General features: G+C 56.5%; 23 protein-coding genes. 8 read left to right on the plus strand and 15 right to left on the minus strand.

Features of this window, described 5'->3' with window-relative positions; all coding sequences use genetic code 11:
• Positions 1–451 precede the first annotated feature (451 nt).
• Positions 452–1,048, plus strand: a complete 597-nt coding sequence (locus ACYVAC_RS14760) for a Maf family protein (RefSeq protein ID WP_461098507.1) — start codon at positions 452–454, stop codon at positions 1,046–1,048.
• A gap of 33 nt (positions 1,049–1,081) precedes the next feature.
• The gene (locus ACYVAC_RS14765; RefSeq protein ID WP_461098509.1) at positions 1,082–3,928 is read left to right on the plus strand and encodes an alpha-amylase family glycosyl hydrolase; all 2,847 of its coding nucleotides are present in this window, start codon (positions 1,082–1,084) and stop codon (positions 3,926–3,928) included.
• Positions 3,929–3,985: 57 nt separating this feature from the next.
• On the opposite strand, the gene porN is transcribed toward ACYVAC_RS14765, so the two are convergent.
• From porN to sucD, 8 genes are all read right to left on the minus strand, one after another.
• Positions 3,986–5,032: a type IX secretion system ring subunit PorN/GldN gene (gene porN, locus ACYVAC_RS14770; RefSeq protein ID WP_461098511.1), complete on the minus strand. Its 1,047-nt coding sequence runs from the start codon at positions 5,030–5,032 to the stop codon at positions 3,986–3,988.
• 129 nt (positions 5,033–5,161) lie between these two features.
• A complete protein-coding gene (gene porM / locus ACYVAC_RS14775) occupies positions 5,162–6,751 on the minus strand; it encodes a type IX secretion system motor protein PorM/GldM (protein ID WP_461098513.1) in 1,590 nt (529 codons plus the stop codon).
• 153 nt (positions 6,752–6,904) lie between these two features.
• Positions 6,905–7,726 carry a type IX secretion system motor protein PorL/GldL gene (gene porL, locus ACYVAC_RS14780; RefSeq protein ID WP_461098514.1) on the minus strand — a complete coding sequence of 274 codons (822 nt, stop codon included), beginning with the start codon at positions 7,724–7,726 and terminating at the stop codon, positions 6,905–6,907.
• Positions 7,727–7,834: 108 nt separating this feature from the next.
• Positions 7,835–8,980, minus strand: a complete 1,146-nt coding sequence (porK, locus tag ACYVAC_RS14785) for a T9SS ring complex lipoprotein PorK/GldK (RefSeq protein WP_461098515.1) — start codon at positions 8,978–8,980, stop codon at positions 7,835–7,837.
• Positions 8,981–9,241: 261 nt separating this feature from the next.
• Positions 9,242–10,207 (minus strand): PorP/SprF family type IX secretion system membrane protein, encoded by a 966-nt coding sequence (locus ACYVAC_RS14790; protein WP_461098516.1) that lies wholly within the window; start codon positions 10,205–10,207, stop codon positions 9,242–9,244.
• A 176-nt stretch (positions 10,208–10,383) separates the two neighbouring features.
• A complete protein-coding gene (locus tag ACYVAC_RS14795) occupies positions 10,384–11,166 on the minus strand; it encodes a uroporphyrinogen-III synthase (protein WP_461098517.1) in 783 nt (260 codons plus the stop codon).
• Positions 11,167–11,283: 117 nt separating this feature from the next.
• Positions 11,284–12,453 (minus strand): DUF4271 domain-containing protein, encoded by a 1,170-nt coding sequence (locus ACYVAC_RS14800; RefSeq protein ID WP_461098518.1) that lies wholly within the window; start codon positions 12,451–12,453, stop codon positions 11,284–11,286.
• A 116-nt stretch (positions 12,454–12,569) separates the two neighbouring features.
• Positions 12,570–13,445, minus strand: coding sequence for a succinate--CoA ligase subunit alpha (gene sucD / locus ACYVAC_RS14805; protein WP_461098519.1), 876 nt, complete (start codon positions 13,443–13,445; stop codon positions 12,570–12,572).
• 160 nt (positions 13,446–13,605) lie between these two features.
• Here sucD and ACYVAC_RS14810 point away from each other — a divergent pair, with 160 nt between their 5' ends.
• Positions 13,606–14,181: a hypothetical protein gene (locus tag ACYVAC_RS14810; RefSeq protein WP_461098520.1), complete on the plus strand. Its 576-nt coding sequence runs from the start codon at positions 13,606–13,608 to the stop codon at positions 14,179–14,181.
• Positions 14,182–14,277: 96 nt separating this feature from the next.
• Positions 14,278–15,378: a DNA topoisomerase IB gene (locus tag ACYVAC_RS14815; protein WP_461098521.1), complete on the plus strand. Its 1,101-nt coding sequence runs from the start codon at positions 14,278–14,280 to the stop codon at positions 15,376–15,378.
• On the opposite strand, the gene ACYVAC_RS14820 is transcribed toward ACYVAC_RS14815, so the two are convergent.
• The 3 genes from ACYVAC_RS14820 to ACYVAC_RS14830 all read right to left on the minus strand — a co-directional run bounded on the left by ACYVAC_RS14820 (position 15,375) and on the right by ACYVAC_RS14830 (position 17,812).
• Complete coding sequence (locus ACYVAC_RS14820) at positions 15,375–16,082, minus strand: DUF421 domain-containing protein (RefSeq protein ID WP_461098522.1); 708 nt, start codon at positions 16,080–16,082, stop codon at positions 15,375–15,377. The two genes, ACYVAC_RS14815 and ACYVAC_RS14820, sit on opposite strands and share 4 nt — an antisense overlap.
• Positions 16,083–16,091: 9 nt before the next feature.
• The gene (locus tag ACYVAC_RS14825) at positions 16,092–16,301 is read right to left on the minus strand and encodes a DUF2188 domain-containing protein (RefSeq protein ID WP_461098523.1); all 210 of its coding nucleotides are present in this window, start codon (positions 16,299–16,301) and stop codon (positions 16,092–16,094) included.
• Between the two features lie 89 nt (positions 16,302–16,390).
• Positions 16,391–17,812, minus strand: coding sequence for a TolC family protein (locus ACYVAC_RS14830; RefSeq protein ID WP_461098524.1), 1,422 nt, complete (start codon positions 17,810–17,812; stop codon positions 16,391–16,393).
• A 104-nt stretch (positions 17,813–17,916) separates the two neighbouring features.
• Between ACYVAC_RS14830 and ACYVAC_RS14835 the strand changes: the two genes are divergently transcribed.
• Complete coding sequence (locus ACYVAC_RS14835; RefSeq protein ID WP_461098525.1) at positions 17,917–19,551, plus strand: amidohydrolase; 1,635 nt, start codon at positions 17,917–17,919, stop codon at positions 19,549–19,551.
• Entirely contained in the window at positions 19,529–20,500 is a 972-nt protein-coding gene (locus ACYVAC_RS14840) for an Rpn family recombination-promoting nuclease/putative transposase (protein WP_461098526.1), read from the plus strand. Before ACYVAC_RS14835 ends, ACYVAC_RS14840 begins: the two co-directional genes overlap by 23 nt.
• A 9-nt stretch (positions 20,501–20,509) precedes the next feature.
• Here the strand turns inward: ACYVAC_RS14840 and ACYVAC_RS14845 are convergent, their stop codons facing one another.
• Together ACYVAC_RS14845 and ACYVAC_RS14850 are read right to left on the minus strand one after the other, a co-directional pair.
• Positions 20,510–20,980, minus strand: a complete 471-nt coding sequence (locus ACYVAC_RS14845) for a GreA/GreB family elongation factor (RefSeq protein WP_461098527.1) — start codon at positions 20,978–20,980, stop codon at positions 20,510–20,512.
• The gene (locus ACYVAC_RS14850; RefSeq protein WP_461098528.1) at positions 20,977–22,689 is read right to left on the minus strand and encodes a GMC oxidoreductase; all 1,713 of its coding nucleotides are present in this window, start codon (positions 22,687–22,689) and stop codon (positions 20,977–20,979) included. Before ACYVAC_RS14850 ends, ACYVAC_RS14845 begins: the two co-directional genes overlap by 4 nt.
• A gap of 130 nt (positions 22,690–22,819) precedes the next feature.
• Between ACYVAC_RS14850 and ACYVAC_RS14855 the strand changes: the two genes are divergently transcribed.
• Both ACYVAC_RS14855 and ACYVAC_RS14860 read left to right on the plus strand, forming a co-directional pair.
• The gene (locus ACYVAC_RS14855; protein WP_461098529.1) at positions 22,820–23,023 is read left to right on the plus strand and encodes a DUF4177 domain-containing protein; all 204 of its coding nucleotides are present in this window, start codon (positions 22,820–22,822) and stop codon (positions 23,021–23,023) included.
• A 21-nt stretch (positions 23,024–23,044) separates the two neighbouring features.
• Complete coding sequence (locus ACYVAC_RS14860; protein WP_461098530.1) at positions 23,045–23,374, plus strand: nucleotide pyrophosphohydrolase; 330 nt, start codon at positions 23,045–23,047, stop codon at positions 23,372–23,374.
• Between the two features lie 62 nt (positions 23,375–23,436).
• On the opposite strand, the gene ACYVAC_RS14865 is transcribed toward ACYVAC_RS14860, so the two are convergent.
• Both ACYVAC_RS14865 and ACYVAC_RS14870 read right to left on the minus strand, forming a co-directional pair.
• A complete protein-coding gene (locus ACYVAC_RS14865; RefSeq protein ID WP_461098531.1) occupies positions 23,437–24,084 on the minus strand; it encodes a sterol desaturase family protein in 648 nt (215 codons plus the stop codon).
• Positions 24,085–24,172: 88 nt separating this feature from the next.
• Positions 24,173–25,510, minus strand: a complete 1,338-nt coding sequence (locus tag ACYVAC_RS14870; protein WP_461098532.1) for an NAD(P)/FAD-dependent oxidoreductase — start codon at positions 25,508–25,510, stop codon at positions 24,173–24,175.
• Between the last annotated feature and the right edge of the window lie 48 nt (positions 25,511–25,558).

Raw genomic sequence — 25,558 nt, forward strand, 5'->3', positions numbered from 1 at the left:
CGCACCCAAATGGTTTAGTGTTGTGGTCAGTGCTGTCGTAACGATCCGTATCGGCCGGGAATCGTTGCCTTCAGAAAATGCGCGGCTGCCCGCAGCCTAAGCAGAAGAAAGGAAACCCAGCCACTGGCCAACCAGCTGCCGGCCGAACGCAGTAGCCGCTCAACAGGCTACCAAACACCCGGCCAAACCGATCTGTAACCCGCTGAGTGGGCCCGATCGGGGCAAAAATCCAGTAGCCGGTGCCCCCGCCCCTGCCCAATTACCGCGTTTGTCGGGCAGACGGGTGCGTGAAGCCGGAGACAGGCAGAACCAGCGGCCTGCTCCCTGGCGGCTTCGATTCTAACCAATCAGCACGAGGTCGTGTAAGCATGGTTACGGTAGGTGTTTTTACCAAGATACCACGAAAGCGCGGCTTGTGTTCTATTTTTGTGGTTCGCTTAGCAACCCCTGCATGTTTACACTGCGTTTTCCGCTCGTGCTGGCCTCCGGGTCGCCCCGTCGCCGTCAGCTCATGACCGACGCCGGTTTTACCTTTACCATCGAAACCCGTCCCACTGCCGAGGTATTTCCTGACACCATGCCGGTCGATGCAGTAGCCGAATTTCTGGCCCGCGACAAGGCCGCCCAGTTTGCCGGCGATCTGGGCCAGCGGATCGTACTCTGCGCCGATACCGTCGTCATTCTCGACAACCAGATCCTGAACAAGCCGGCCGACGAGGCCGATGCCTATCGGATGCTTCGGTCGCTGTCGGGCCGTACGCACCGCGTCCGGACAGGCGTATGCCTGCTGGCTCCCGACGCCAATGGTCAGCCCGTCTTTACCTCGTTTACCGACGAGACGCGTGTAACGTTTGCGCCCCTGACCGACGACGAGATCAGCTACTACATTCGCACCTGCCAGCCCTTCGACAAGGCCGGCTCGTATGGCGCCCAGGACTTTGTGGGTCTGGTGGGTATCGAGCAGCTCGACGGGTCGTTTTATACGGTCATGGGTCTGCCCACACACCGGGTGTACCAGGCGCTAAAGCCGTATGCCATTGTGCCCTGAAAAGTGTAGGTTTGTCGCTCTTTCGCCAAACCTATGAAGACGATTTACCAATCCTTTCTGTTACTCTGGCTGGTTGTTACAGCCACGCGGGCACAGGTTGTTTCGACCCTGCCCGCCTTCCCCACGGCCGACGCCGAAATCACCCTGCTGTTCGACCTTAAGCAGGCACAGGATGCCCGGGCCAAAGCACTGCTCGGCAAAACCGACGATGTGTACCTGTGGTCGGGCGCCGGCAGCACCGAAACGGGCAATGCCTTCCAGTTTCAACCCAGTGGCCAGACTAACTTCAGCGCCCCCTTTCTGCCCGGCAAAATGACCGCGCTGGGCAACGATGTCTGGCAAATCAAACTCGTGCCCCGTACGTATTTCGGGGTGCCTACCGGTACCCCCATCAAACGGCTGGGCGTGCTGCTCAAAAGTGGCAATGGTCAGGCGCAGACCGAAGACCTCTTCGTCACCATATACGACAACCGGCTCAGCCTGGCTCGGCTGGCGCCCGCTCAGAAACAGTTCTACGTGCAGGCCGATCAGGTGCTTACGGTGCGGTACCGGGCGTCGCGTAAAGTGCAGATGAGCCTGACCGTAGACGGTCAGAAAACCCTCACCCTCAGTAACACCGATTCGCTCCGGACGGTACTTGCAGCAGGAAACAAACCAGGCGTACAGCGTATGGTGGTGGCTCAGGCCATCGATACCAGTGTGCCGGCCACGGAGTCGGTATCCGATACGTTCTACTTTGCCGTGCAGCCTCAGCCAACGGTGGCTGCGTTGCCCACGGGCCTGCAGGATGGAATCAACTATACCAGCCCTACCACAGCGACTCTGGTGCTCTATGCACCCAATAAAAATTTCGTTCATCTGCTGGGCGAATTCAACAACTGGGCTATGGTGCCGGCCTATCTGATGAAACGAACGCCCGACGGTAAACGCTACTGGCTCGAACTGACGGGCCTGACTGCCGGTCAGGAAGTAGCTTTTCAGTATCTGGTCGACGGTACTATCGGGGTGGCCGATCCGTACGGCGACAAGATTCTCGACCGCAACAACGACAAGTTTATCCCGACCACTACCTATCCCAACCTGAAAGCTTTTCCCGAAAAAGCCATTGGCAATACCGTATCAGTATTGCAGACGGGTCAGACACCCTACGCGTTCAGGGCGACATCGTTTCAGCGGCCGGCCGTCAACACCTTGGTCGTCTACGAATTGCTGGTCCGCGATTTTGTGTCGTCGCGCTCCTATCAGACCCTGACCGACAGCCTGGGGTATCTGAAACGGCTGGGTATAAACACCATCGAACTGATGCCCATCACCGAATTTTCGGGCAACGACTCGTGGGGCTACAACCCGACATTCTACATGGCGCCTGACAAGGCCTACGGCACCAAAGACGCTCTGAAACGATTCATCGACGCAGCCCACCAGCAGGGCATTGCGGTGGTACTCGATATGGTTCTCAATCAGGCCGATTATGAATTTCCGTACGTAAAACTCTACTGGGACGGTAGCAAACCCTCTGCCGACAGCCCGTATTTCAACCAGCAGGCGACCCACCCATTCAGCGTTTTCTTCGATTTCAACCACGAGAGCGCTGATACCAAGGCCCTGGTCGACCGGGTGTGCCGCTACTGGCTCACCGAATACAAAGTCGATGGATTCCGGTTCGATCTGTCGAAAGGGTTTACGCAGAAAAATACCGGCAACGACGTAAATGCCTGGAGTGCCTACGATGCAAGCCGGGTGGCCATCTGGAAGCGTATCTATGACCAGATTCGGGCTGTCGATCCCACGGCTTACGTGATTCTGGAACATTTTGCCGACAATCAGGAGGAAAAAGAACTGGCGGCCTACGGCATGCTGCTGTGGGGCAATCACAATTTCGATTTTCGTGGCGCTACCCGCGCGGCTCAGGGCAACTTCTCGGGCCTATTGGCCAGTAACCGGGGCTTTACACAGCCCAACCTGGTAGGCTATGCCGAGAGCCACGACGAGGAACGCCTGGTGTATGACATGCGGCAGAATGGGCTCACCGAGGGCAGCTACTCGGTGAAAACACTGGCCACCGCCCTTGACCGGGCTAAGCTGGCAGCAGCTTTTCTACTGCTCACACCCGGCCCCAAAATGATCTGGCAATTCGGTGAGCTAGGCTACGACCTGTCGATCAATGTCTGCTCCGACGGCACCACCATCAATAACGACTGCCGCACGGCCGCCAAACCCGTTCGCTGGGATTATTACCAGGATGCGGCCCGGCTTAAACTGTACAAGGTATATGCCGAGCTGATCAGGCTCAAAACGACCGTCCCCATCTTTGCCAGTAACGACGTGACCACCGATTTTGCCAACGCGGTGAAGCGACTGACCCTGCGTGGTCCCACCGGCACGGCCTTCCTGATTGGCAGTTTCGACACACGCGCCCAATCAGTGGCAGCCAATTTCCCCACAACCGGCAAATGGTATCATTATTTCACGGGTCAGGAGGTCAACATTACCGATGTAAATCAGTCGATCCCACTCGAACCGGGCGCTGTTCACCTTTATACCACTACGAAACTGCCAACGCCCGAGGCTAATCTATTGCCGTTTGGCCTGGTTCCTGCCCTCGTGACGGCCGTCGACGAAGCCGGAGCTGGTACTGTAAGTCTGGCTCCAAACCCGGTCAGCGATCGTACCTCCCTTTCGATCAGCAGCACTTATCGGGGTGTGGTCACCGTGCAGCTACAGGACGCATCGGGACGGGTTATCCGGACGATGCAGGCGCAGAAAACAGCCGAAACCCTTGCACAACCCATCGATCTGCACGCACTACCGACAGGCCGTTATTTCCTGACTGTAACTCAGGGCGACCAGAAAAACTCGCTCCAGCTGGTGAAGCAATAAATTCAGCACACAAAAAAAGGGGTGTCGAATGACGCCCCTTTTTTTGTGCTTAACACCTTAATATTCCCAAAGGCTGTGCTCGGTTTCCATCAGTTCGTATTCGGTCTGATACGACTTCAACAGCCCTTCTTTGTCACCGTACATACCAACCAGATCGGTATCGCCGGGATTGGCTACTTTCGTAATGCGACCGTAGAACAAACGCAGATCGAAAGCATCGGCCAGGTTCTTATGCTGTGCTTGGTTTTGCGGGTTGTACCAGATAAACTTCTTCGGGTCTGACCGGAACAGCTTATCGAGGTCTTTGTATTTAAACGTAGCCAAGGGCGTTTCTACACCAGCTGCATTTTTGTCGGCCGGCAGAAATACGGTCACCGTCTGAATGTCGTAGTACAGCCGCGAGCGTTTACGATCGAAAATCCAGTCTTCCTTGATCTCCATGATGTTGAACTCCTTGGCGAAGTACTCATCGCCCTGGAACGCAGGCACAGCCGCAACCGTATCCTGTTTGGGTGGCTCAACAACCGGTGCGGTTGCTTTACCTTTTTTGCCCTTGCTATTTTTGGCCGTCGTCGACTTTTTCTTTACCGGAGCACCCCAGCCGTCGTCGGCAGGTTTTGCAGCGGCTGCCTTGGGCGTACCCCAGCCGTCATCGGCTTTTTTGGCCGTGGTTGCGTTGTCTTTTTTCTTGGTATCGCCCCAGCCATCCGAAGCGCCACCGGTGGTCTGGTTACCAAAACCGGCGGCAATCTCTTCGGCCGACAGTTGTGGAGCCGAGTTTGGCATGATCATCCGCTTCTGGAACTTGTCGGGAGTGAGCTTCGTCGTCACCGAATCGTTCTCGTAGGCGTCGATCAGGCCCGCTTTTACGGCTTCGATCAGATACTTCGAGATCTCATTATTTTTGGAAAACATCGACTGATTCTGTTTCTCCCTGAGGTCGATCCGACGCCAAAGAGTCTTCTTCATCATGATGTCGTTGTCATTGATGGCCCGTACCGACAGCGCATTCGTGCCGGTGCTCGTTTTCTCCTGCGCCATCGCGACCCCACCAGCTACCGCCAGCATCGCAGCGGTCACGGCCATCGTTTTCATTTGTTTCATTGTCGACCTGTAAGTTGCGTCCTGTATCGCGTCTATAACGCCGGACTACTCTGTTTAGTACGCTACTGCCATGCTCGTTCTAAACCGGGAGCAGGAACCTTAACCCGCTCCCGATATAGAAACCACTGTTTAGTACAGCGAAACGTTTTGCAGCGGGTTACCAATCGATACCTCGCTGATATCGCCTTTGAAGTTCCGGCGCTGTACGCCATCGACCGTAATGGCCAGTCGGTCGCCCGGCTGAATGTCAGCGGCCATCGAACCCAGCGAACCACCGCCAGGCCCAAGATTCACCTGACCCACTTTACGCGTACCGCGCGCCAGAATAACCGTAATGCCGGTGACGCGGAAGTTTGCGTCATCAGGCGAGTAATTGCGGAAGCTTTCGTCGGCTACCGCCAGAACCCGCACACTGCGCGCCTGTCCTACTGCCACACCACGTGGATCGCCCACTTTGGTGCCGCCTACGTAAAATTCGAGCGTTGGTTTTGGAACCCGGTTTACCCGGAACCGTTCCGTACCGAGCAGGCTGCCGCTGTTGCTGATGTTCAGCGCCACCTGTGCCGAACTGGGTACAACCGTGATCTTTCCTTTCTCACCTGACTGAATCACTTGTGCACCGTCGGCCGAGAAACTTGGGTTCCAGAGGGCTCCCAGTTGCGGGCTTTGAATGCTCAGCTTGTTGGCACAGCCCAGATACAGCGGGGGCATCGTACCCGTTTCGACCTGATACGACGGCTTGGCCACAAAATACTCGGCGCTCAGCGGCACCGACTTCATGCCTGAAGGCGTCTGGTACGAGATCGACCCAGTCAGCGTCCGACGAGCCAGTCCGTTCTTGTCGTACGAACCACCCTGCGCCGTAAATTCAATGATACCTTGTCCATCGACCATCCGAACCGGACCACCGTTGAGGCTCATGCGCGGCTGGATACCCGACGACGAAGCCGCCAGAAACATTTGCCCCTTAAACTTGGTACCAGCCACCACCACTTTCGACTCCATGCTCAGCATGGCCAGAATCTTGTCGAACTTCACGTCCTGCGCACCCACTTTGCTGGCCAGTACGTCGAGTACTTCACCTTCTATTCGGCGCACATCGGTCTGGCGCTGGCTCAGTACGGCCAGTGCCGCCGGTACAGGCGTCTGGGCGAAGTTGAGTTCGCCAAAGTCTTTGGCGCGCTGCTCCGGCGAACGGCTCGAAATCGGATCATCTTTACCGTCGAGTGCCAGCGATGCGTATTTGTTGGTCGAATAGCGCGACAAGTTCTGAATGTAGTCGTCGAGCTGCTTTTTCAGTTTATACGCTTCCCCGTTGTGGTTGCCACCAACCATGATCAGGGCCACTTTTTCTTCTTCACTCAGATTGCGGATGTTGCCGGCCTCATCGGTACCACCACCAGCTTCGGTGATGATGCGCTGTTTGAGAGCATCGATCTGACCGATCACGTCGGCCGTCTGCTTGCGTACATCCTCCGCCTGTTTCACAATCGCCAGATCGACCGCGCGATTGCCCGATTTCTCAACCGTTGCACGGATATTGTCGACCGTCGACTGGTTCACTTTGCTGGCCGCAATCGTCGACTGCTCCAGGCTGTTGTTCAACAGTACGAATTTATCCAGAATGGCCGATGTGACCTGAAGGGCCAGCAGTGCGGTCAATACCAGATACATCATCCCGATCATTTTCTGACGGGGTGTCTCTTTTGTGCCTGCCATGAATTAAGGTAGGTTATACTATTTTGAGTTGTGGAATTCTATAGTTGCATGCTCCTAAAGCTATGCAGTTGTAAAGTTGCCATTGAGTAGCGCACAAAACGCGCCGGCAACTTTACAACTACGTAACTACAGGTAAGACCTTACAACTCAGTTTTATAGCGTCTGGCTACCCCGCATGGCAGTCAGCATGCTGCCGTATACGTTGTTGAGCGAAGCCAGGTTGCCGGTCAGCTTGGCCATTTCGCTCTTGAACTGCTGCGCGTCGCGGCTTGCATCGGCCATATTTTCCATGGCCGACGTCATGCTACCGTAGAAAGCGTTCATAGCCTTCAGGTGTTTATTGGTGTCCTGCAGCTCTAGTTCATAGACAGCGTTCAGCGCACCCATGTTTTTGGTTACCTTCTGGAACTGATCGCGGTAATCCTTGGCATCGGTCGTGGCATCGGCCATCGAGTTCATGGCCGTAATGGCCGTGCCATACGACTTGTTCATTTCGCTGATGGCACCCGATGCCGTTTTCACGTTACGAGCGTAATCGTTGGTAGCCACGGTAGCGTCGGTCAGATCCGAAAGTTTCGCTACGGTATCGTTCAGGCTGCGGAAGCCCGTTCCCAGCCGTTCGAATACATCGGGGGTTACTTTAGCCTGTGCCAGCATCTGGTCCATATTACCAGTCAGACCGTTGGTTTGCGGAGCCGGTTTGCGGGCTTCCCCTTTGTAATCGTCAGCCAGTTCAGGATATACACGCTCCCAGGCATACCCATCGCCCGAAGACGCCGGAAAAAAGAAGCTTTGCAATGCGTAGAGGCCGAAAATAACGGCTTCTACCACCAGTCCAACCGTCAGCAGCCAGCTAAGCGAGGCAATGTGCTGAATTTTGGCCATGGCTCCCAGTACCACGACGGCGGCACCGGCACTATAAATAGTTGGTACTAAACGATCCCAAAAAAAATTAGTTGACTTTGCTGCTGCCATGATAGCGAATTGTTGGTTGGAATAGGTTTTTGTAGTTGTTAGGATACTCAAACGCTGAACAACAGACCGCTCGATTACCGGCTGCCATTCAGCGTTGATGTGGGTTGCTTATACTTTGTCGCTTTTCTTCGAAGACGCCTTTTTGCTGCTGCTCTTGCTGCGGCTGCTGCCACCTACCCGACCACCCCGGGCCGATGCGGTACGTCCTTCGAGGTTATCCATAACACAGCGGAAACCGATATACGACCGCTTCTGGTCTTCGTACTCGTAGTAACGCGTACCAGTCTCAAGGTAGTAGGCAATGTCTTTCCACGATCCGCCCCGGACCACCTTGCGTGGCTCGTCGGCATTCTGGTTGTCGGGGTTCATGTCCCAGACCACAGCGTTGGAATTGTCGGCGTAAGCATCGCGGCACCACTCGGCTACGTTACCAGCCATGTTGTACAGACCGTAGTCGTTGGGGCTATAAGCGGTGGCCGGTGCCGTATACGGGTATCCGTCGGCGTCGAAGTTACCGCGCTGTGGCTTGAAGTTGGCCAGGTAACAGCCCTTGCCGTTGGCTACATATGGATTACCCCATGGGTACTTGGCTCCGCTTTTACCACCCCGCGCGGCCCATTCCCATTCGGCTTCCGATGGCAGCCGGAAGCGGGGCGAGTTAAACTGCCCTTCTTTGGTCCGATAGTCGTTATAGATGTTTGTGCGCCACTGGCTGAAGTGCTGCGCTGCTTTCCAGCTCACCCCAACCACCGGATAGGTGTCGAACGCCGGATGCGAGAAGTAATACTCCAGCATGGGGTCACCGTTGTGATAGGTAAAGTCGTTTTTCCAGACCGCCGTATCCGGATAGTATTTGGCCATGATTTCTTCTTCCCCCAGTACCGACACCGAGTCGGCCAACAGCGCGTTGACATACTGGCGGTACTCGTGGTTTGAGATCTCAGCATCGTCCATGTAAAACGAGCTGATCGTTACCTGACGGTTCATGTTGATCTGAGTAGCCGCCACGTCTTCGTCGGCCTGCCCCATGATGAATGAACCCGAAGGCACGAGCACCATACCATAGGGTGTGGTCTGCTTGTAGCCTTTGCGGCCGGTTGCTGTGATTTCGCCGTTTGTGACGCCGACCTCTCCTCCCTTGCCGTTTCCGCCAAACTTCGACTTAACGAATCCGCAACCCTGCAGAAGCAGAATAACGGCCGCTACCATCACCCCACGGGTTGCATCGACTGTAAACGTGTTGTACTTCTTCATTTATCGGTTATCTTTTACCTTCCTTGCTGTGCGAGACCAGTCTAAAAACGAAAATCCGTTTGGATATTGTATGTATACGCCGGTTTGCGCTGTAATTCTTAACGATCGTTACCAGCGACCCTGTCTGGTGGGTAAATCCTGCAATTCGGCATACCCACCTGGCCAAAAATAAGGCCTCGCTGGCAATCTGCCTAACAACAATATTGCCAAACTGTTGGGGGTTGCCCGTGCTTGCAGGCCATAATCCTGTTTCCCAGCAAATTAATACCGAAAGCGTGGCGTCCGAACAATGGGCTTCTTACGGGCATCGGGAGCGGGCAAGGCGTAACCCACAATAATTTCGTGGGAGGTCAGGCTTTTAACGTTGGTGCTCCCTACCACCAGATCAAGCGAATAGCCTACGCGCAGGGCATTGTTACGCATCAGGTTAATACCCGCCGTGGCAATGGCGGCATCCTGTAGCCGATACCCTAACCCGGCCCAGATCTTGTTGGCGTAGGTTCCCAGCACATTGAGCGTAGCCTGCGAGTCCCGGATACCGCCGAACGTGCTGTACTGAATCAGAATTGATGGCTGAATGTCGATATCGTAGCCCAGGCCCAGCCGGTAACCGGCGGTCAGGTAAGCGTTGGGATAGAGTGGCGAGGTCGACCGGTCGGTGCCCAGCGTGTATTCTGAGCGGTTGAGGTGGTTGACGCTCACTCCTACCCAATAGTCGGTGGTGTTATAATAAACGCCGGCAGCAATGTCGGGTTTGGCCTGCGTAACGCGCCCCGACGGAATCAGCGGGTCGGGCACCTCGGGACGAAACAGCCCATAGTCATAGCCTTTGTTGAAAAAGCCCGCCTGCGCCCCGATGGCCAGCGTACCGTTTTTCAGCGCCAGCCGATAGGCATAGGAAAGCTGTATCGACTGGTTAATGTTGGGGCCAGCCTTATCGTTGAGCACATAGATACCCACGCCACTTTTGATGCGGGCAATGGGCATGTTGAAGGACAGGATCTGGGAGTTCTGAACCGCTTCGTCGCTACTGCCGATCGACTGATACCCCAGGTACTGGGTGCGCTGGGTAAGCTGAATACGCGATACCCCCTCCGACCCGGCGGCTGCCGGATTGTAGTAAAGCGGGTTATACATATACATACTCAACTGGGGTTCCTGCTGTGCCCATACCGGGCCCACGGCCAGCGTCAGCAGCAAAGCAAATGGGTAAAGGATGCGAATCATACGAACGAAGCAGAAAGGGCAAAGCTGGCCGCCAGACCTCTACGGCAAGCGGTTGCAGTATACAAATAAACGAGGAGCAGACCAGTTTATTGAGCCAAAAAGAAAGGTTGGCCGCGGAAAATGAGCCATTGCCCAATTCCCTCAGACCAACCTTTCGGATGCGGCAGCGGACGCCTTTAGCTGTTCGCTTTCCGGATATATAGATCCAGCGCGCCGGTCATCGACGGGGCGTTGGGCAACGGTGCTTCAATGTCGAGGGTCAGGCCGGCTTCGACGATGGCGCGGGCGGTGGTAGGGCCAAAAGCCGCCAGCCGGGTGCCGTTCTGAACAAAGTCCGGGAAGTTGGTTTTCAGCGACGCCACGCCCGAGGGGCTAAAGAACGCAATGATGTCGTACGCAGTAATGTCGACATCTGACAGATCGGTGGCCACCGTTTCGTAGATTACGGCTTCCGTAAAGTGGAGCCCGCTGGTATCCATGAATTCAGGGATATCGTTGCGCCGAATGTTGGAACACGGAAACAGAAACTTCTCGGTCTTGTGCTTCTTGATCAGGTCGAAGAGTTCGGCGGCTGTTCGGGTACCGTTGAAAATCTTGCGCTTACGGATGACAATATACTTCTGGAGGTAATTGGCCGTCTGCTCCGAGATGCAGAAGTACTTCATATCGGCCGGCACCTCAACGCGACCTTCCTGACAAAGGCGGAAGAAATGGTCGATGGCGTTGCGGCTCGTGAAAATGATAGCCGTATGATCCAGAATATTGATCTTTTGCCGGCGGAAATCCTTGAACGAAATTCCCTGAACCTCGATGAAAGGGCGAAAATCTATCTGGATACCGTACTTGTCAACTAAATCAAAGTAGGGAGATTTGTCGTCGGCGGGGCGAGATTGAGAAACTAGCAATCGGCTAACCTTCGTCAGCCGGCTTTCGGCGTTTTCGGTATGGGTCTCGTTCATTGACTCTTTTTACTCTCGTTTCTTCAATGGGCCGGCCGGTGTAGCAGACATCCACCTGACTCCCTGACCAGCACTACTTGCCACCAGAAAACCTGGTCAGCCAATCGATCCGGATCATCAGAGAACGAAGCGCAGTCCGATGAGTAACGGTATCAATTCAACGATGCAAAGGTACGAAAATAAATAGAGATTTTTGATAGGCTCAGCCGCCCGGATTACCGTATAGAGCAGTGCCAGCCGAACCGCGTAGAAGCCCATCAGGGGCACTACCAGGGCATTGGCCGTCCAGGTCAGCCCGGTTACATTGTAGGCGATTACCGACAGCAGCAGCGCCAGCAGCGTAAAGAACAGCAACGACGCCTGCATGATTTTGAAGTAGTGTACGTTGCTGATTTCGTGCAGCTTATAAAGGCCACTGATGACTTCGACCAGCAGGTACTTGCTGACCATGGCCACGAACACAAGACCGGTCAGCAGGCTAAACTCGCCCATCAGGGCATTGAAGCGTATCGACTCGGGCAACAACAGGCGCGACGAGAACACGTACAGCCCCCGACTCTGGGCAAAGACAATCAGGTAGGCAACCACCAGACTTAACCCGAGCGTAAAGAGCAGGTTAACGCTGCTGAGCGGCCGGCTTATGAGAAACGACTCTTCCTGAGCCCGCAGCGACAGCAGATCACGCAGGCTGAAGAAGCGCCCGAAGGCCCGGTGGTGGAACGAGAACAGAAAGGCATAATACCCCAGCAGAATCAGCAGACACAGGCTAAGCACATTCCCATAGACCGACATCGGCCGGGGCCGTACACTCAGGTTGTCGTCGCGGAGTACAATCGTCTTCTGCGTGGCCGAACGGGGATACCCGATATACAGTTGCTTATCGTCGATACCGGGGGCGCCATAGAGGGTCAGGAACACCTCCGGTCGCCGGTAGACCCGAAACAGGCTATCGATATCGAGAACCTGCCACTGTCCGGCCCTGACGTTGCGCCGGAGGGCTGCATTGATGAACAGATAGCCGTCCCGGCGCGTCATTAGCAACAGCTTATAGTGACGGTTGCTTTCCAGATCGATATAGGTGCTGAGGGCAGTCTGATCGGCGTGCAGTTCCGGGATATAAGGAACGTAGGCCCTGGTAGCCTCGTCGAACACCTGGAAATCGTCCTGGAACGAATGAACAGGGTAATAACGCCCCCCGGGGCCGATGCCTTCGCTGCGGGGTTGCGCACACGCAACGAGCGAAGGAGTGAGAGGAAGAAGGAGCGCTACTAAAAAGCGGAAAAGCAAAAAAGCGAAAGAGCGACGAGGTAAAAACGTGCCACCTGCATAATCACTAGCTTTTCTAGTCACTATCGGCCACACGGTTACGCCATCGCTTTTTCGCTCTTTCACTCGATCATTCTTTATTTCCCCAGTGCCTTCAGCATGGTATCGCCGATCAGCGCCGGCGATTCAACCACGTGAATGCCGCACTCGCGCATGATCGCCATCTTGGCAGCTGCCGTGTCGTCGGCACCACCTACGATAGCGCCCGCGTGGCCCATCCGGCGCCCTTTAGGGGCCGTCTGACCAGCAATGAAGCCGACCACGGGTTTGCGGTTGCCGTCGGCTTTGATCCAGCGGGCGGCTTCGGCTTCCATGCCGCCACCGATTTCGCCGATCATAACGATCGCATCGGTGTCGGGGTCGTTCATCAGCAGTTCAACAGCCTGTTTGGTGGTGGTGCCGATGATGGGGTCGCCACCGATACCGATAGCGGTGCTCTGGCCTAGACCTGCTTTGGTCAGCTGATCGACCGCTTCGTAGGTAAGCGTGCCTGATTTCGAAACAATACCGATCCGGCCCTTAGTGAAAATGAAGCCGGGCATAATACCCACCTTACACTCGTCGGCGGTCATTACGCCGGGGCAGTTGGGCCCGATCAGGCGTACATCTTTCCCGTCGAGGTAACTTTTTACGGCCACCATGTCTTCGGTCGGGATACCTTCAGTAATGCAGATAATTACCTTGATGCCGGCATCAGCGGCTTCCATAATCGCGTCGGCCGCAAAAGCGGGGGGCACGAAAATAATGGACACATCGGCTCCGGCTTCGTCGACAGCCTGCTTCACCGTGTTGAAAACGGGCCGGTCGAGGTGCGTCTGGCCACCTTTGCCGGGCGTAACGCCACCGACAACGTTGGTACCATATTCGATCATCTGCTGGGCATGGAAACTACCCTCCGAACCGGTGAAACCCTGGACGATTACTTTGGAGTCCTTGTTGACTAAAACACTCATGACTGGTTATGGAAATCGTTGGCGATGCATTCAGGCCGACGACGGGCCCGCCGATACTGCGCTGAACGGGTCGCTGAAAAGGCCCGGGGGTGCAGGACAGACGGACTGGCGTCTCCGAAAAATGTTGGGCAAAAGTAGCCGAATCTTCCTAAATTACGTGATGATTTTTTCACACATCCTCTCCAGTTCAGTTCTGGCCGGTACTGGCATTGGCGTGTTTTGGTACTTTTCTCCCCGCGTTGCTTTCTTTAACCGATTACTTTGGGGCTTTTTCTTTCTGACGGTGTCGCTGGCCGCCCTCATCGGCATCGCGCACTACATGGGATCGAGCGAGCTGGAGCCGCTTTACCGGTCGATGCAGATTCTGGCCGATAGCCTGGGTATCGTCTGCGCCGTAGGGGCTACCTGGGGGCTACTGGCCCGGCAGACATACAGCCTCCCGGCTTTTCTAGCCATGGTACTCATTGGTGTGGGGTTGTTTGTGCTGCTGCTGCTTCCCGACGGCCGGGCGTTCACCCCCATCGTGCCGGCCATGGGTATTCTGGTGCTGATGCTGATGGCCGTGTGGGCGCTGATGCAACGCAGCAAACATGGCCTTTGGGTCGTGCTGGCCGCGATGATGATGGGGCTCGCCACCAAATCACTGGCCATCGGCAACCTCATCCATCCGATTGACCTTCAACACTATGCCACGGCCTTTTCGCTGTGGTTCTTCGGAAAGGCCGTGCGGCCTTAAACCATAGCGGTGTACAGCTAGTTCGGTTGTCGGTCGGCACGGCTGGCTCCAATTGATGGAGCCGGTTGTTGTCCAGCCTCAACCCTGCGCTCCGTTATGAATCTGTTAGCCTTAGCCCACGATCCCGTTCAGACGGCCAAAGCCGCCCGTCTGCTGTACCTCAACGATACCATGCCCGGCATCAGCCGCCAGCGCGCCGGCGATCAGTTCATCTATGTGTCGCCAACCGGTGAGCGCATCCACGATGACGAAACCCTGACCCGCATTCGCAGCATGGCCCTGCCCCCCGCCTGGGAAAACGTATGGATCAGCCCCAAACCCAATGGCCATATTCAGGCTACGGGTATCGATACCAAAAACCGCAAGCAGTACCGCTACCACGCCCAGTGGAATGCCATCCGGAGTGAAACCAAGTTTTTCAGGATGGTGGCTTTCGGCCAGGCCCTCCCCACCCTCCGCGCCCGGCTGGCTAAAGACCTGGGTCAGCGCACCCTGACCCGCGAAAAAGTAATCGCCATTGCCCTGAGCGTGATGGAACAGACGCTGATTCGGGTGGGTAATGCAGCTTACGAAAAAGAGTACGGCTCCTACGGGCTGACTACCCTGAAAGACCGCCACGTAAAACTCGATGGCCGTGAACTTCACTTCAGTTTTAAAGGCAAGAAGGGCATCTACCACGACATTACCCTGCACGACCGGCGGCTGGCCAAACTGGTGAAGGCCTGCCGCGACATTCCCGGTAAAGAGTTGTTTCAGTATTACGACGCCGACGGGCACCGGCAGTCGATCGACTCGGGCATGGTGAATAGCTACCTGCAGGAAACGATGGGTACCGATTTCTCGGCGAAGGACTTCCGGACCTGGGCCGGTACGGTCAATGCCATGCGACTGCTGGTTGAGCTCGAGCCCTGCGACAGTGAACGGGAACTGAAGACAAACGTCAACACGGTGCTCGATGCAGTGTCGCATACGCTGGGTAACACCCGGACCGTGTGCCGCAAACACTATGTGCATCCGCAGATACTGGAGGCTTACGAATGCCGTGACCTCAACCCCTACATCATGCAGAAGAACCGCTTTCGTCAGACCAGTCCGCACGGGCTCGATGGCGTAGAGAAACTTCTGCTAAAGTTCCTGAACGATCAGGTTAAGAAAGCGACCAAACAGCCCAGCCGGCGTCGGGCGGCAACGGCCTAGGCCTGGCGCGGTCCGGTTGCCTTTACCCAGCGATTGGCCCGGCAGGTCGGGCACCGGTGTTCGGGTGTGGGCACTTCGATCGTGTCGACGGTGCCGCACGTCAGGCAGGCATACTGGCCCGGCTCCTGAATATGAACGGTGGATTTACTTAGCTCACGTGGCAGAATGGGCAGGCCGGGTCGTATCGCGTCGTCGGGTTGCTGAAATACGCTCAGTTGCCCGTTGGCTTCCAGAATCGCGATTCTGACCTGCCCGAGCTGGTCGATACCCGCCACACGCAGATCCGAGAACAGTTCGTCGATACCCAGATCTTCACGATCGAAGTTGTTAACCAGTACACAGCCGTTTTCAATGACGTAAACGGGTTTGCCCTCCAGCGTTTCGCGGATGCGCGGGTTGCGGTCGCTGATAAACGTGACGAGCTTGTAGCAACCCATCATCACCACAAATACCACCACGGCGGCACTCAGGGGCACATCATCGTAGAACATAGGGTCGCCGGCGGCCGAGCCCAGACCGATCAGCAGCACCAGTTCGTAGATCGATAATTGCCGCACCTCGCGCTTCCCCGATACGGTGAGCGCCGTGAGCAGCACCACAAACATAAACACTGTTCGAAAGGCTACCTCCCCCAGAAACGTCCATGGTAAATCCTGGATCAGCATACGCTGCCAGTCGAACGCGTCTACGGGTGTGTCTTTCATCGGGATGTGTTATCGTTTGTTTTCGGGCGCGTTGTCTTTCCGGACTTTGATACCCCGTTTGAGCGCCCACTCTTCGGCCTGCGCGGTGGCGATGGCGATGGCGCGCGATTCGTCACTACCATCGGCCAGCAGAGCATTGGCAATCTCGATGGCTTTCCGGCGAACGGGGGCCATAAAATTCTTGAGCGATATGGGGTAATCCGTTGTGGTGTAAGGCATGGCTGTCTGACAGAGGTTCAACACGGGTATGAACCGGTCCGGGCCAACTATGTTTGGCGTTAGTCTTACCCTGCCCCACCCGGCCCCGGCTACTGTACATCCAGCGTCTGACTGATGGTGCTACTCAGCCGAAGCAGTTCGATCTCGGCCGCTTTGGCGTTGTATTCGGCTTCGATCAGCCGCGTCTGGGCGTCAACGGCGTTGCGCTGCACATCCCGAAACTCAACGAAGGTCGAGTTGCCGATACGGTAGCGGTCGTAGGCAATATCGACGTTCTGGTTGGCCAGCTGGTTGTTGAGCACCTCCAGGTTCAGCAGCTTCAGGCTATTGCGGTAGAGCTGGTACGTCTGGGTCAGGGCCGTCTGCAACTGCAGCCGCTGGTTCGACTCCTGATCCTGCGCGATCAGCGTATTGACCCGGGCATTCTGAATTTGTCGTTTCAGGTTATAGCCATTGAAAATGGGAATGGTTGCCGTCAGCAGGTAGGTAACGGCACTTGTCCGGCCGGTTCGGATACCAAACCCGCCCTGGTTATCGACAAACTGGTAGTTATAGCCCGCCTGCGCCGTCACCAGCGGCAGTTGCTGCGCATTGGCCAGTCGCGTACCAATGTCGGCAAGTGTCCGGTTCAGCACCGCCGACACCAGCAGGGGGTTGTTGCTGGCGAGCGATTGCTGAAGGGGTTCGAAAGCGAGGTTGCTGTTGACAATAATGGTGTCGCGCACCGAAAACTCCGTTTGTGGGTCGCGTACGAGCAGCGAATTGAGCGTGGTTTTAGCATCGCGCAGGGCCTGCTCCTGCACCACCACCGAGGCACTATCGGTGTTATAATCGACCTGGGCGCTTAGAAAATCGACTTTCGAGCGTGTACCCACTTCATACATGGCCCGGGCCAGATCAAGCCGTTCCCGCGAGATATCGAGCGCCTGACTGAACGCAATCAGCCGCTGGAGCTGCCGGATCACATCGTAGTAGGTGGCGGCCACGCTAGCCACAGTGGCTTCGGCGTTGGCCCGGGTTGTAACGCTACTGATTTTCAGCAGCTGCTCGAGCTGGCTGTACGTGGCCGATCGGGCGTAGCCGTTGAAAATAACGTAGTTGGCATTCACGCCCACGTTAGACGTACGGTTGAAAATGCCCGATGCTTCCTGGGGCGGACGCAGCCCGTCGAGGTACGTTTGCCGGAAGCTTTGCAGCCCGCCGTTCGAGTTGAGGTTGCCCGTCAGGGTGGGCAGGTAGCCCGCGTTGCCCTTCGTGAAGTTGTTGCGGGCAATCTGCTCCTGCGACCGGTTAATGCGGATCTGGTAGTTGGCTTCGACCGCCTGTGCAATGGCTTTATCGAGTGTCAGCAGGTCGCCGGTTTGCGGTATGGTAGCGACGGTAAAGGCTCGTTGCTGTGCCCGTTGCACGGCATTGGCCGGGGTGGTGGTAGCCGAGCCAGGTTTGGCAGGCTGCTGGGCAAACGATAGCGTAGTGAACAGAACGAAAAGAAAGCAACTGCCAGATTTCATCGAGTGAGTCGTAAGAACGAGAATGAGGTCAAAATTACGAGATTATGGGATTACGCGGTTGATTCTTTGCCGTTCCCTTATCTTCGCCGTTTTCATCATCGACTATGAAACACCCCTACCGACTCATTCTACCCCTCTGCACGCTGTTGCTGGCAGCCTGTAGCCAGCGCGAACGCGCCGATCTGCTGGTGACCAATGCCCGCGTTTACACCGCCGATTCGGCTTTTTCGACGGCCGACGCTTTCGTCGTGCGCGACGGAAAATTCGTTGCCGTGGGCAAAGCTACCGACCTCAGCGCCCGTTTTGCGCCCGACAGCACGGCCGATCTGGGTGGACAGCCCGTGTATCCGGGCTTTTTCGATCCCCACAGTCACTTTCTGGGGCTGGGGCAGGTGCTCGATCAGGCCGATCTGGTGGGCGCTACCAGCTATGACGACGTGATCGCCCGGCTCCAGGCGTTCTACAAAGCGCATCCGCAGGTGATGTGGCTGACCGGGCGCGGCTGGGACCAGAACGACTGGACCGATAAGCAGTTTCCGACGAAAGCGAAGCTGGATGCAGCTTTCCCCAACGTGCCGGTGGCGCTGATGCGCGTTGATGGCCATGCCCTGCTTGTCAACTCGAAAGCCCTGCGGCTGGCCCAGATAACGGCGGGCTCACGGCTGGCCGGTGGCGAGGTCGTGCTGGCCAACGGCCAGCCTACAGGCGTGCTGGTCGATAATGCCATGCAGCTGATCCGGCGCGTACTGCCCCAGCCAACGCCCGCCGATAAAGCCCGGATGCTGCAGGCCGCCGAGCGCGTTTGCGTGTCGCTGGGGCTGACGTCGGTTTCCGATGCAGGTATCAGTCCCGACGAGATCAACCTCATCGACAGCCTGCACCGGACCGGCAAACTCCGCATCCGCGACTACGCCATGGTAAGCCTGGGCGAACCCAACCTGAATTATTTTCTGAAACGCGGCCCCTTCCAGACCGACCGGCTGACGGTGAAAGCCTTCAAACTCTACGCCGACGGTGCGCTGGGATCGCGCGGGGCCTGCCTGCGCCAGCCGTATAGCGACCGCCCCACTACGGGGGGCTTTCTGCTGTTGGGCCCTGCCGAACTCGACCGCGTGACCAAATTGCTCTACCAGTCTGGTTTCCAGGCCAACACCCACTGTATTGGCGATTCGGCCAATCACCTGATGCTAACGCTGTACGGCAAGCTGCTGAAAGGCAAAAACGACCGGCGCTGGCGTATCGAACACGCGCAGGTGGTATCGCCCGAAGACGTGGTCAACTTTGGTCAGTACGCCATCATTCCGTCGGTACAGCCCACCCATGCCACCTCCGATATGTACTGGGCAACCGAACGACTGGGTCCCGTGCGGGTAAAAGGTGCGTATGCCTTTCGGCAGCTGATGCAGCAAAACGGGCTGATTGCGTTTGGCAGTGATTTTCCGGTCGAAGCGCCTAACCCGCTATTTGGTTTCCACGCAGCCGTGGCCCGGCAGGACGCCAAAAATTACCCCGCCGGCGGCTATCAGCCCGAAAATGCCGTCGACCGGAAGTCGGCCCTGCTGGCTATGACCCGGTGGGCGGCCTACGCTAATTTTGAAGACAAGCTGCGCGGCAGTATTGCCCCCGGCCTGCAAGCCGACTTTGTGGTGCTCGACCGCGACATCATGACCGTTCCGAACCAGCAGCTGCGCGCTACCACCGTGCGGCAAACCTGGATTGGCGGGCAACGCGTTTTCTAACCGCCCGGCACCGATGCATCCAGAAAAGCCACACGACAAATTTTTCAAGGAAGCGTTTTCTCGGCTCGACATCACAAGCGATTTTTTGCAGGCTTACCTGCCCCATTCGCTGCTGGAGAACCTTGATTTTGCGTCGCTTCGTCAGGAAACCGACTCCTACACGGATGAGCAATTAAGTGAGCATTTTGCCGACCTGGTGTTCTCTGCGCAATTTGGCGATCAGCCGATACGCATTACGCTGCTGCTGGAACACAAAAGCTACACGGAGCCATACCCTCACTTCCAGCTGAACCGCTATTTGCTCGCGATCTGGGAACGGCAGATCAGGCAGCGTACTGCGTTGACCCCTGTTTTGCCGGTGGTCTTATACCACGGCCGGGGGCGGTGGCAGAAGCGGCCGGCCGATCAGTATTTCGGGAAGCTGGCACCGGAGTTGATGCCCTTCATACCCGCTTTCGATTACGTGTTGATTGACCTCACCGACATCAATCGAAAGCTCCCGGCACTCACTTCAGATTACGCCCGTCTGACCGGACTTCTGCTTCAGTATAGCCGCCGAAAGCGGGATTTGATGCGCATTCTCGATGAGCACGCCCAGATTATTCGTACTTTAGCCCTGTCAGCGCCCGGCCGTACCTTTGTATCAACCACGCTGGTTTATCTCAACTGGGCCAGTGGGCTGACGCCCGTAGAGATTATCACTATTTTCGAACGCATATCGACCCAGGCGGGTGAACTAGCTATGTCGGCAGCACAAACATGGATCAATCAGGGCCTGGAACAAGGCCTGACGCAGGGCATCGAACGGGGACTGACGCAGGGCCTCGAACGGGGCATTCGGGGTATGCTCAAACTGGGCATGGATGCCAAAACGATTGCCGCGGCTCTCGACATGTCACAGACAGATGTCGACACGATTATTGCCCGCATCAACGCCGAATCCCGCTGACCCGCCGGGCTATACTACCTGAGTGAGCCGGTAGGTGGTGGTATTGACCGTGACCACATCGCCGACCCGCTTACCGGCCAGCAGCGTACCGATGGGCGAGGCCGGCGAAACGGCAAAGTAAATAGCCCCGCCGTGCGTCAGTTTGCCGGCGCTGATGCTGATAAAAAACGCCCCCCGATCGGTTTGTACCAGACTACCGGGCTGCACGGTTTCATAAGCCTTGTCGATATTGATACGCGCCAGCTCCTGCTGCAGCTTCAGGGCTTCGGCCAGCAGCTGGGCGTGGCGGTCGCGCTCGATCTGGGCCATGGCACGGCCCGTTTCATACTTGTCGCCGGCGCTGCTTTTCGACTCCTCATTGGCCGATGCCTGCGCGGCCTCCATGGCCTGCCGGGCCGTATCGATCCGTTGCTGAACATAGACCAGGCAGGCGCTGTACAAGGCCTGCCTGACCTGTTCGGGTGACTCGGTCTGACTCACAGATTCTGCTTTTTCATCTCCTTCACGGCATAATCGGCAGCGCGTGCCGTCAGGGCCATAAAGGTGATCGATGGGTTTTGGGTACCGGTCGAGGTCATGGCGGCCCCATCGGTAACAAATACGTTTTTAACGCTGTGGAGCTGGTTGTGCGCGTTGAGCATCGACGTTTTGGGGTCGCGCCCCATCCGAACGCCCCCCATCTCGTGAATATCGAGACCGGGGTTGCGGTGGTCGTCGTAGGGGCGGATGTTTTTGCAGCCCGCTTTGGTAAGCATCTCGCTACCCTGCGCCAGAAAATCGGCCATCGATTTCCGGTCGTTATCGTCGTAGCCGATCGAGGTTACCAGCTGCGGAATACCCCAGGCATCTTTCTGGTCAGTGCTGAGCCGGACGTGGTTTTCCGCCTTCGGCACGGTTTCGCCCTGCATCATCATAAACACATGCCATGGTCCCGGGTCGCTGAGACTGTCTTTGAACGCAGCCCCGAAGCCCGGCTGGCTGCCCCCCCGCTGCCAGTTGCCCCGGCTGGCGCTGAAGGCAACCATGTAGCCCCGCAGAAAATCGGTTTCCTGTTTGCTCACGTTGCGGAAGTTGGGCATAAACGCCGTTGTGGGCCGGCGGCCGTAGTAGTAGCCATCGGCAAAGCCCTCGTAGTCGGCCAGGATATTGCCCCGGTAGTTATGAAAGGCTACGTACTTACCCAGCACCCCACTATCGTTGCCCAGCCCGTTGGGGAAACGGTGCGAGGTGGAGTTGAGCAGAATAAGGTTGGAGTTCAGACAGGCCGCATTCACGAAGATAATCCGGGCGTAATACTCGGTCATCTGCTTCGTGTGGGTGTCGATTACGCGAACACCCGTGGCCTTCCCTTTGGCGTCGTCGTAGATAATGGAATGCACCACCGAATCGGGCCGGAGGGTCAGCTTTCCCGTTTTGGCAGCCCAGGGAATCGTGCTCGAGTTGCTGCTGAAATACCCCCCGTAGGGACAGCCCCGGTAGCACAGATGCCGGGCCTGACATTGCGCCCGCCCCTGATCGTAGTGAATCTGCTTGGGTTCGGTCAGGTGCGCACAGCGGCCGATAATGACGTGGCGGTCGTTGTAACTGTCTTTTACCCGCTTCTGAATTTCTTTCTCCACGCAGTTCAGCTCCCAGGGCTTTAGAAATTCGCCATCAGGCAGGGTTTCGAGACCGTCTTTGTTACCCGAAATGCCAACAAATTTTTCGACGTAACTATACCAGGGCGCGATATCCTCGTAGCGGATGGGCCAGTCGACGGCGGCTCCGTCGCGGGCGTTGGCTTCGAAGTCGAAGCGACTCCAGCGCTGGGTCTGCCGCGCCCAGATCAGCGACTTGCCGCCCACCTGATACCCGCGGATCCAGTCGAAGGGCTTTTCCTGCACGTAGGGGTGCTCGGCATCTTTCACAAAAAACTGCTGAGTGGCTTCGTCAAGCGCATAGCACTTGGTAGCCACCGGGTTTTCGCGGTCGAAGGCTTCGGGCATCCGGTTACGGTGCGGAAACTCCCAGGGGTTCTGCGTAGCGGTCGGGTAGTCGACAATATGGCGCACATCGCGGCCCCGTTCGAGCACCAGCGTGCGCAGCCCTTTGCCCGTCAATTCTTTGGCGGCCCAGCCTCCGCTGATGCCCGACCCGATTACAATGGCGTCGTAGGTACGCTGTGACCGGGTATCGACACGACTTGTCATAAGGTTGTTGAGTTTAGTAGGCAAATATACCGAAAAGCGACCGATCGGCCGTTTGGGCTACCGCCTGGCCAGACGGGATAGGCAGCTTTGAGAACAGGCCATAGCTTTACAGAAACTAAACTCCAAAACGATGAAACGCTTTGAATACATGACCCTCGATGTAGAATCGGGTGGCTTCTGGAGTGGTGGCGGCAAAATAGACACGCAGTTGCTGACCGATCGGCTCAACGAACTGGGGCGCGAGGGTTGGGAAATTGCCACGGCAGTCGATCTCAATGCGTATCAGGGCGTGTCGCGCAGTGTACTTATCATGCTGAAGCGCGAACTTCGCTGATCTGAATCTAACCCGGCTCCCATGACGATCAAAGAAGCCCAGACCACTGTCGACACGTGGATCAACACCATCGGTGTCCGCTATTTCAACGAACTGACCAACATGGCTATGCTGACCGAAGAGGTTGGCGAAGTGGCCCGGATCATTGCCCGGCGCTACGGCGAACAGTCGGAGAAGGAGTCGGACAAGGGAAAAGACCTAGGCGATGAGATGGCCGATGTACTGTGGGTGCTGATCTGCCTGGCCAATCAGACCGGCGTTGACCTGACCGATGCCTTCGCCAGAAACATGGCCAAGAAAACCCAGCGCGACGCCACCCGCCACCGCGACAACGAAAAGCTGAACCCCTGACAACAGAGAAGCCCCGACGAATGATTCGCCGGGGCTTCTTGCACGCGAAAAGCGGGGATACCTTATTTCTGGAACGAACCAAAAATATAGTCCCACATGGGCGACGATACGCCGTAGTTGCTTTCGGTGTTTTTGTAGTGGTGCACACTGTGGTTGATCCACAACTGCTTGAAAAAGTTTTTCGGGGGGGCGTAGGCATGCACGATAAAGTGCGTGGCCAGGTAGCCCGAATACCCAACCAGGAAGCCGGGGAAGAAGGCATAGGCCGCTTCACCCATCAACAGAAAGAACATCCCGAAAAAGAAAGCGGCTACGAAAATAGCCAGCGCCGGCGGCATGGCCAGCCGGGTTTTATCTTTCGGGTATTCGTGGTGTACGCCGTGAAATGTGTACTGAATTTTGGCCCGCTTCGGGGTAGTGGGCGCCAGGTGATAGAGGTAGCGGTGCAGCACGTACTCAAACAGTGTAAAGACCAGCAAACCCGTCACAAACAGCGTGGCAATGGTACCAGTGCTCATCGCCGTGTAGGTGAAGGCGTACCAACCCAGAAAAGCCGATAACACCAGCCACATCGAAATGGGCACCATGATGTGCGTCCGCGACAGTGCTTCCAGAATCGGATTTTCGAACAGCTTTTTAGTGCCGGTGTTCTTTGGCCGCGTTTTGCCGTGGCCGGCCATTGTTTGTAGGTTGTCAGTAGTTTCTTCCATAGTTCACAACGGAAATTAATGGGGCAAAAATACGATGAAAATCCGGTCTGCCCACCCCAGATAGTAAATTAGGTTTACTATATTTTTATTACCCCTTCCCCACCTCAACTTGGTCGGCAATTTTCTCCTGCATGGCCGCCACGTTTCCTTTCGGAATTTTAGGCTTAATGATCAGTCGAAGCGAATTGTTGTAGGTGAGGTAATTGGCCATCCAGTTGATGAAGATAGCCAGCCGGTTTTTTACGCCTACGATCGCCATCAGGTGTACGAACAACCAGGTGAGCCACGCAAAAAATCCCTGAAACTTGAAAAAGGGCAGATCGACAACGGCCTTGCCCCGCCCAATGGTGGCCATGCTGCCCAGATCTTTATACACAAAAGGCTCGGGCTGCTGCCCCTGCACCAGCCGCAACAGGTTGTGGGCCAGGTGCCGCCCCTGCTGAATGGCGGGCTGGGCAATCTGCGGGTGACCATTGGGCCATTTATCTTCGGTCATCAGCGCCACGTCGCCGATGGCATACACATCGGGCACGCCCTGCACCTGGCTGAACCGGTCGACCAGCACCCGGCCGCCCCGCCCCAGCACCTCCGAGGGGAGGCCGGCCAGTGGGTTGGCGCGCACCCCGGCGGCCCAGATCAGGTTGTTGGTACGCAGCGAGGTACCATCGTTCATGGTCACCGTCTGCCCATCGAAATCCTTCACGCGGGTGTTGAGCCGCACGTTGACCCCGAGCCCCTGCAGGTACGACAGCGCGTGCTCCTGCGATGGCACCGACATGGGGCCCAGCAGCTCGGCTCCCGACTCGATCAGGTAGATGTCCATCATCTTGAAATCGAGTTCGGGATAATCTTTGGGCAATACAGTCCGGCGCATTTCAGCCAGCGTGCCGCACAGCTCCACGCCGGTTGGTCCACCGCCTACCACCACCACATCCATGAAGCCTTCTTTCTCGTCGAGCGTTTCCACACTCAGCGCGTCTTCGAAGTTCTGGAGCATGCGGTTGCGCAGCGCGATCGCTTCCGACACCGATTTCATCGGCAACGCCTTCTCAATGATATTCTGCTGGTTGAAGAAATTGGTATCGGCACCGGTTGCCATCACCAGATAATCGTACGGTATGGCCCCCAGTTCGGTGTCGACCGCCTTGTCGGCCGGCCGGATACCGGTTACGTTGGTAACGCGGATGTGAACGTTTTTGCAGTTGCCAAACACCGACCGCAGCGGAAACAGAATGGAGTTGGCCTCCAGCCCCGCCGTAGCTACCTGATAATAGAGCGGCTGAAACTCGTGGAAGTTGTTGCGGTTGAGCAGCACCACCTGAAATTCCCGTCGGCGGGCCAGTTTGCGGGCCAGTTTGAGGCCGCCGAAGCCGGCCCCGACAATGACCACCCGTTTCCGATCCGTTTGAGGTATGTTTGGATTCATGCGCTGGCTAGTTGAGCGATTTGACTACTCTAAGGGTTATTTGGTTGA

The sequence above is a fragment of the Spirosoma luteolum genome (assembly GCF_054778875.1).

Bases quoted from the DNA above. Each gene is read 5' to 3' on its own strand.
- ACYVAC_RS14795 (WP_461098517.1), bottom strand. From the start codon at position 11,166: ATGAACGAGACCCATACCGAAAACGCCGAAAGCCGGCTGACGAAGGTT.
- ACYVAC_RS14825 (WP_461098523.1), bottom strand. From the start codon at position 16,301: ATGCCTTACACCACAACGGATTACCCCATATCGCTCAAGAATTTTATG.
- porM (WP_461098513.1), bottom strand. From the start codon at position 6,751: ATGGCAGGCACAAAAGAGACACCCCGTCAGAAAATGATCGGGATGATG.
- ACYVAC_RS14790 (WP_461098516.1), bottom strand. From the start codon at position 10,207: ATGATTCGCATCCTTTACCCATTTGCTTTGCTGCTGACGCTGGCCGTG.
- ACYVAC_RS14870 (WP_461098532.1), bottom strand. From the start codon at position 25,510: ATGAATCCAAACATACCTCAAACGGATCGGAAACGGGTGGTCATTGTC.
- porK (WP_461098515.1), bottom strand. From the start codon at position 8,980: ATGAAGAAGTACAACACGTTTACAGTCGATGCAACCCGTGGGGTGATG.
- porL (WP_461098514.1), bottom strand. From the start codon at position 7,726: ATGGCAGCAGCAAAGTCAACTAATTTTTTTTGGGATCGTTTAGTACCA.
- ACYVAC_RS14765 (WP_461098509.1), top strand. From the start codon at position 1,082: ATGAAGACGATTTACCAATCCTTTCTGTTACTCTGGCTGGTTGTTACA.
- ACYVAC_RS14830 (WP_461098524.1), bottom strand. From the start codon at position 17,812: ATGAAATCTGGCAGTTGCTTTCTTTTCGTTCTGTTCACTACGCTATCG.
- ACYVAC_RS14835 (WP_461098525.1), top strand. From the start codon at position 17,917: ATGAAACACCCCTACCGACTCATTCTACCCCTCTGCACGCTGTTGCTG.
- ACYVAC_RS14760 (WP_461098507.1), top strand. From the start codon at position 452: ATGTTTACACTGCGTTTTCCGCTCGTGCTGGCCTCCGGGTCGCCCCGT.
- ACYVAC_RS14815 (WP_461098521.1), top strand. From the start codon at position 14,278: ATGAATCTGTTAGCCTTAGCCCACGATCCCGTTCAGACGGCCAAAGCC.
- ACYVAC_RS14850 (WP_461098528.1), bottom strand. From the start codon at position 22,689: ATGACAAGTCGTGTCGATACCCGGTCACAGCGTACCTACGACGCCATT.
- sucD (WP_461098519.1), bottom strand. From the start codon at position 13,445: ATGAGTGTTTTAGTCAACAAGGACTCCAAAGTAATCGTCCAGGGTTTC.
- ACYVAC_RS14865 (WP_461098531.1), bottom strand. From the start codon at position 24,084: ATGGAAGAAACTACTGACAACCTACAAACAATGGCCGGCCACGGCAAA.
- ACYVAC_RS14810 (WP_461098520.1), top strand. From the start codon at position 13,606: ATGATTTTTTCACACATCCTCTCCAGTTCAGTTCTGGCCGGTACTGGC.
- ACYVAC_RS14855 (WP_461098529.1), top strand. From the start codon at position 22,820: ATGAAACGCTTTGAATACATGACCCTCGATGTAGAATCGGGTGGCTTC.
- ACYVAC_RS14860 (WP_461098530.1), top strand. From the start codon at position 23,045: ATGACGATCAAAGAAGCCCAGACCACTGTCGACACGTGGATCAACACC.
- porN (WP_461098511.1), bottom strand. From the start codon at position 5,032: ATGAAACAAATGAAAACGATGGCCGTGACCGCTGCGATGCTGGCGGTA.
- ACYVAC_RS14820 (WP_461098522.1), bottom strand. From the start codon at position 16,082: ATGAAAGACACACCCGTAGACGCGTTCGACTGGCAGCGTATGCTGATC.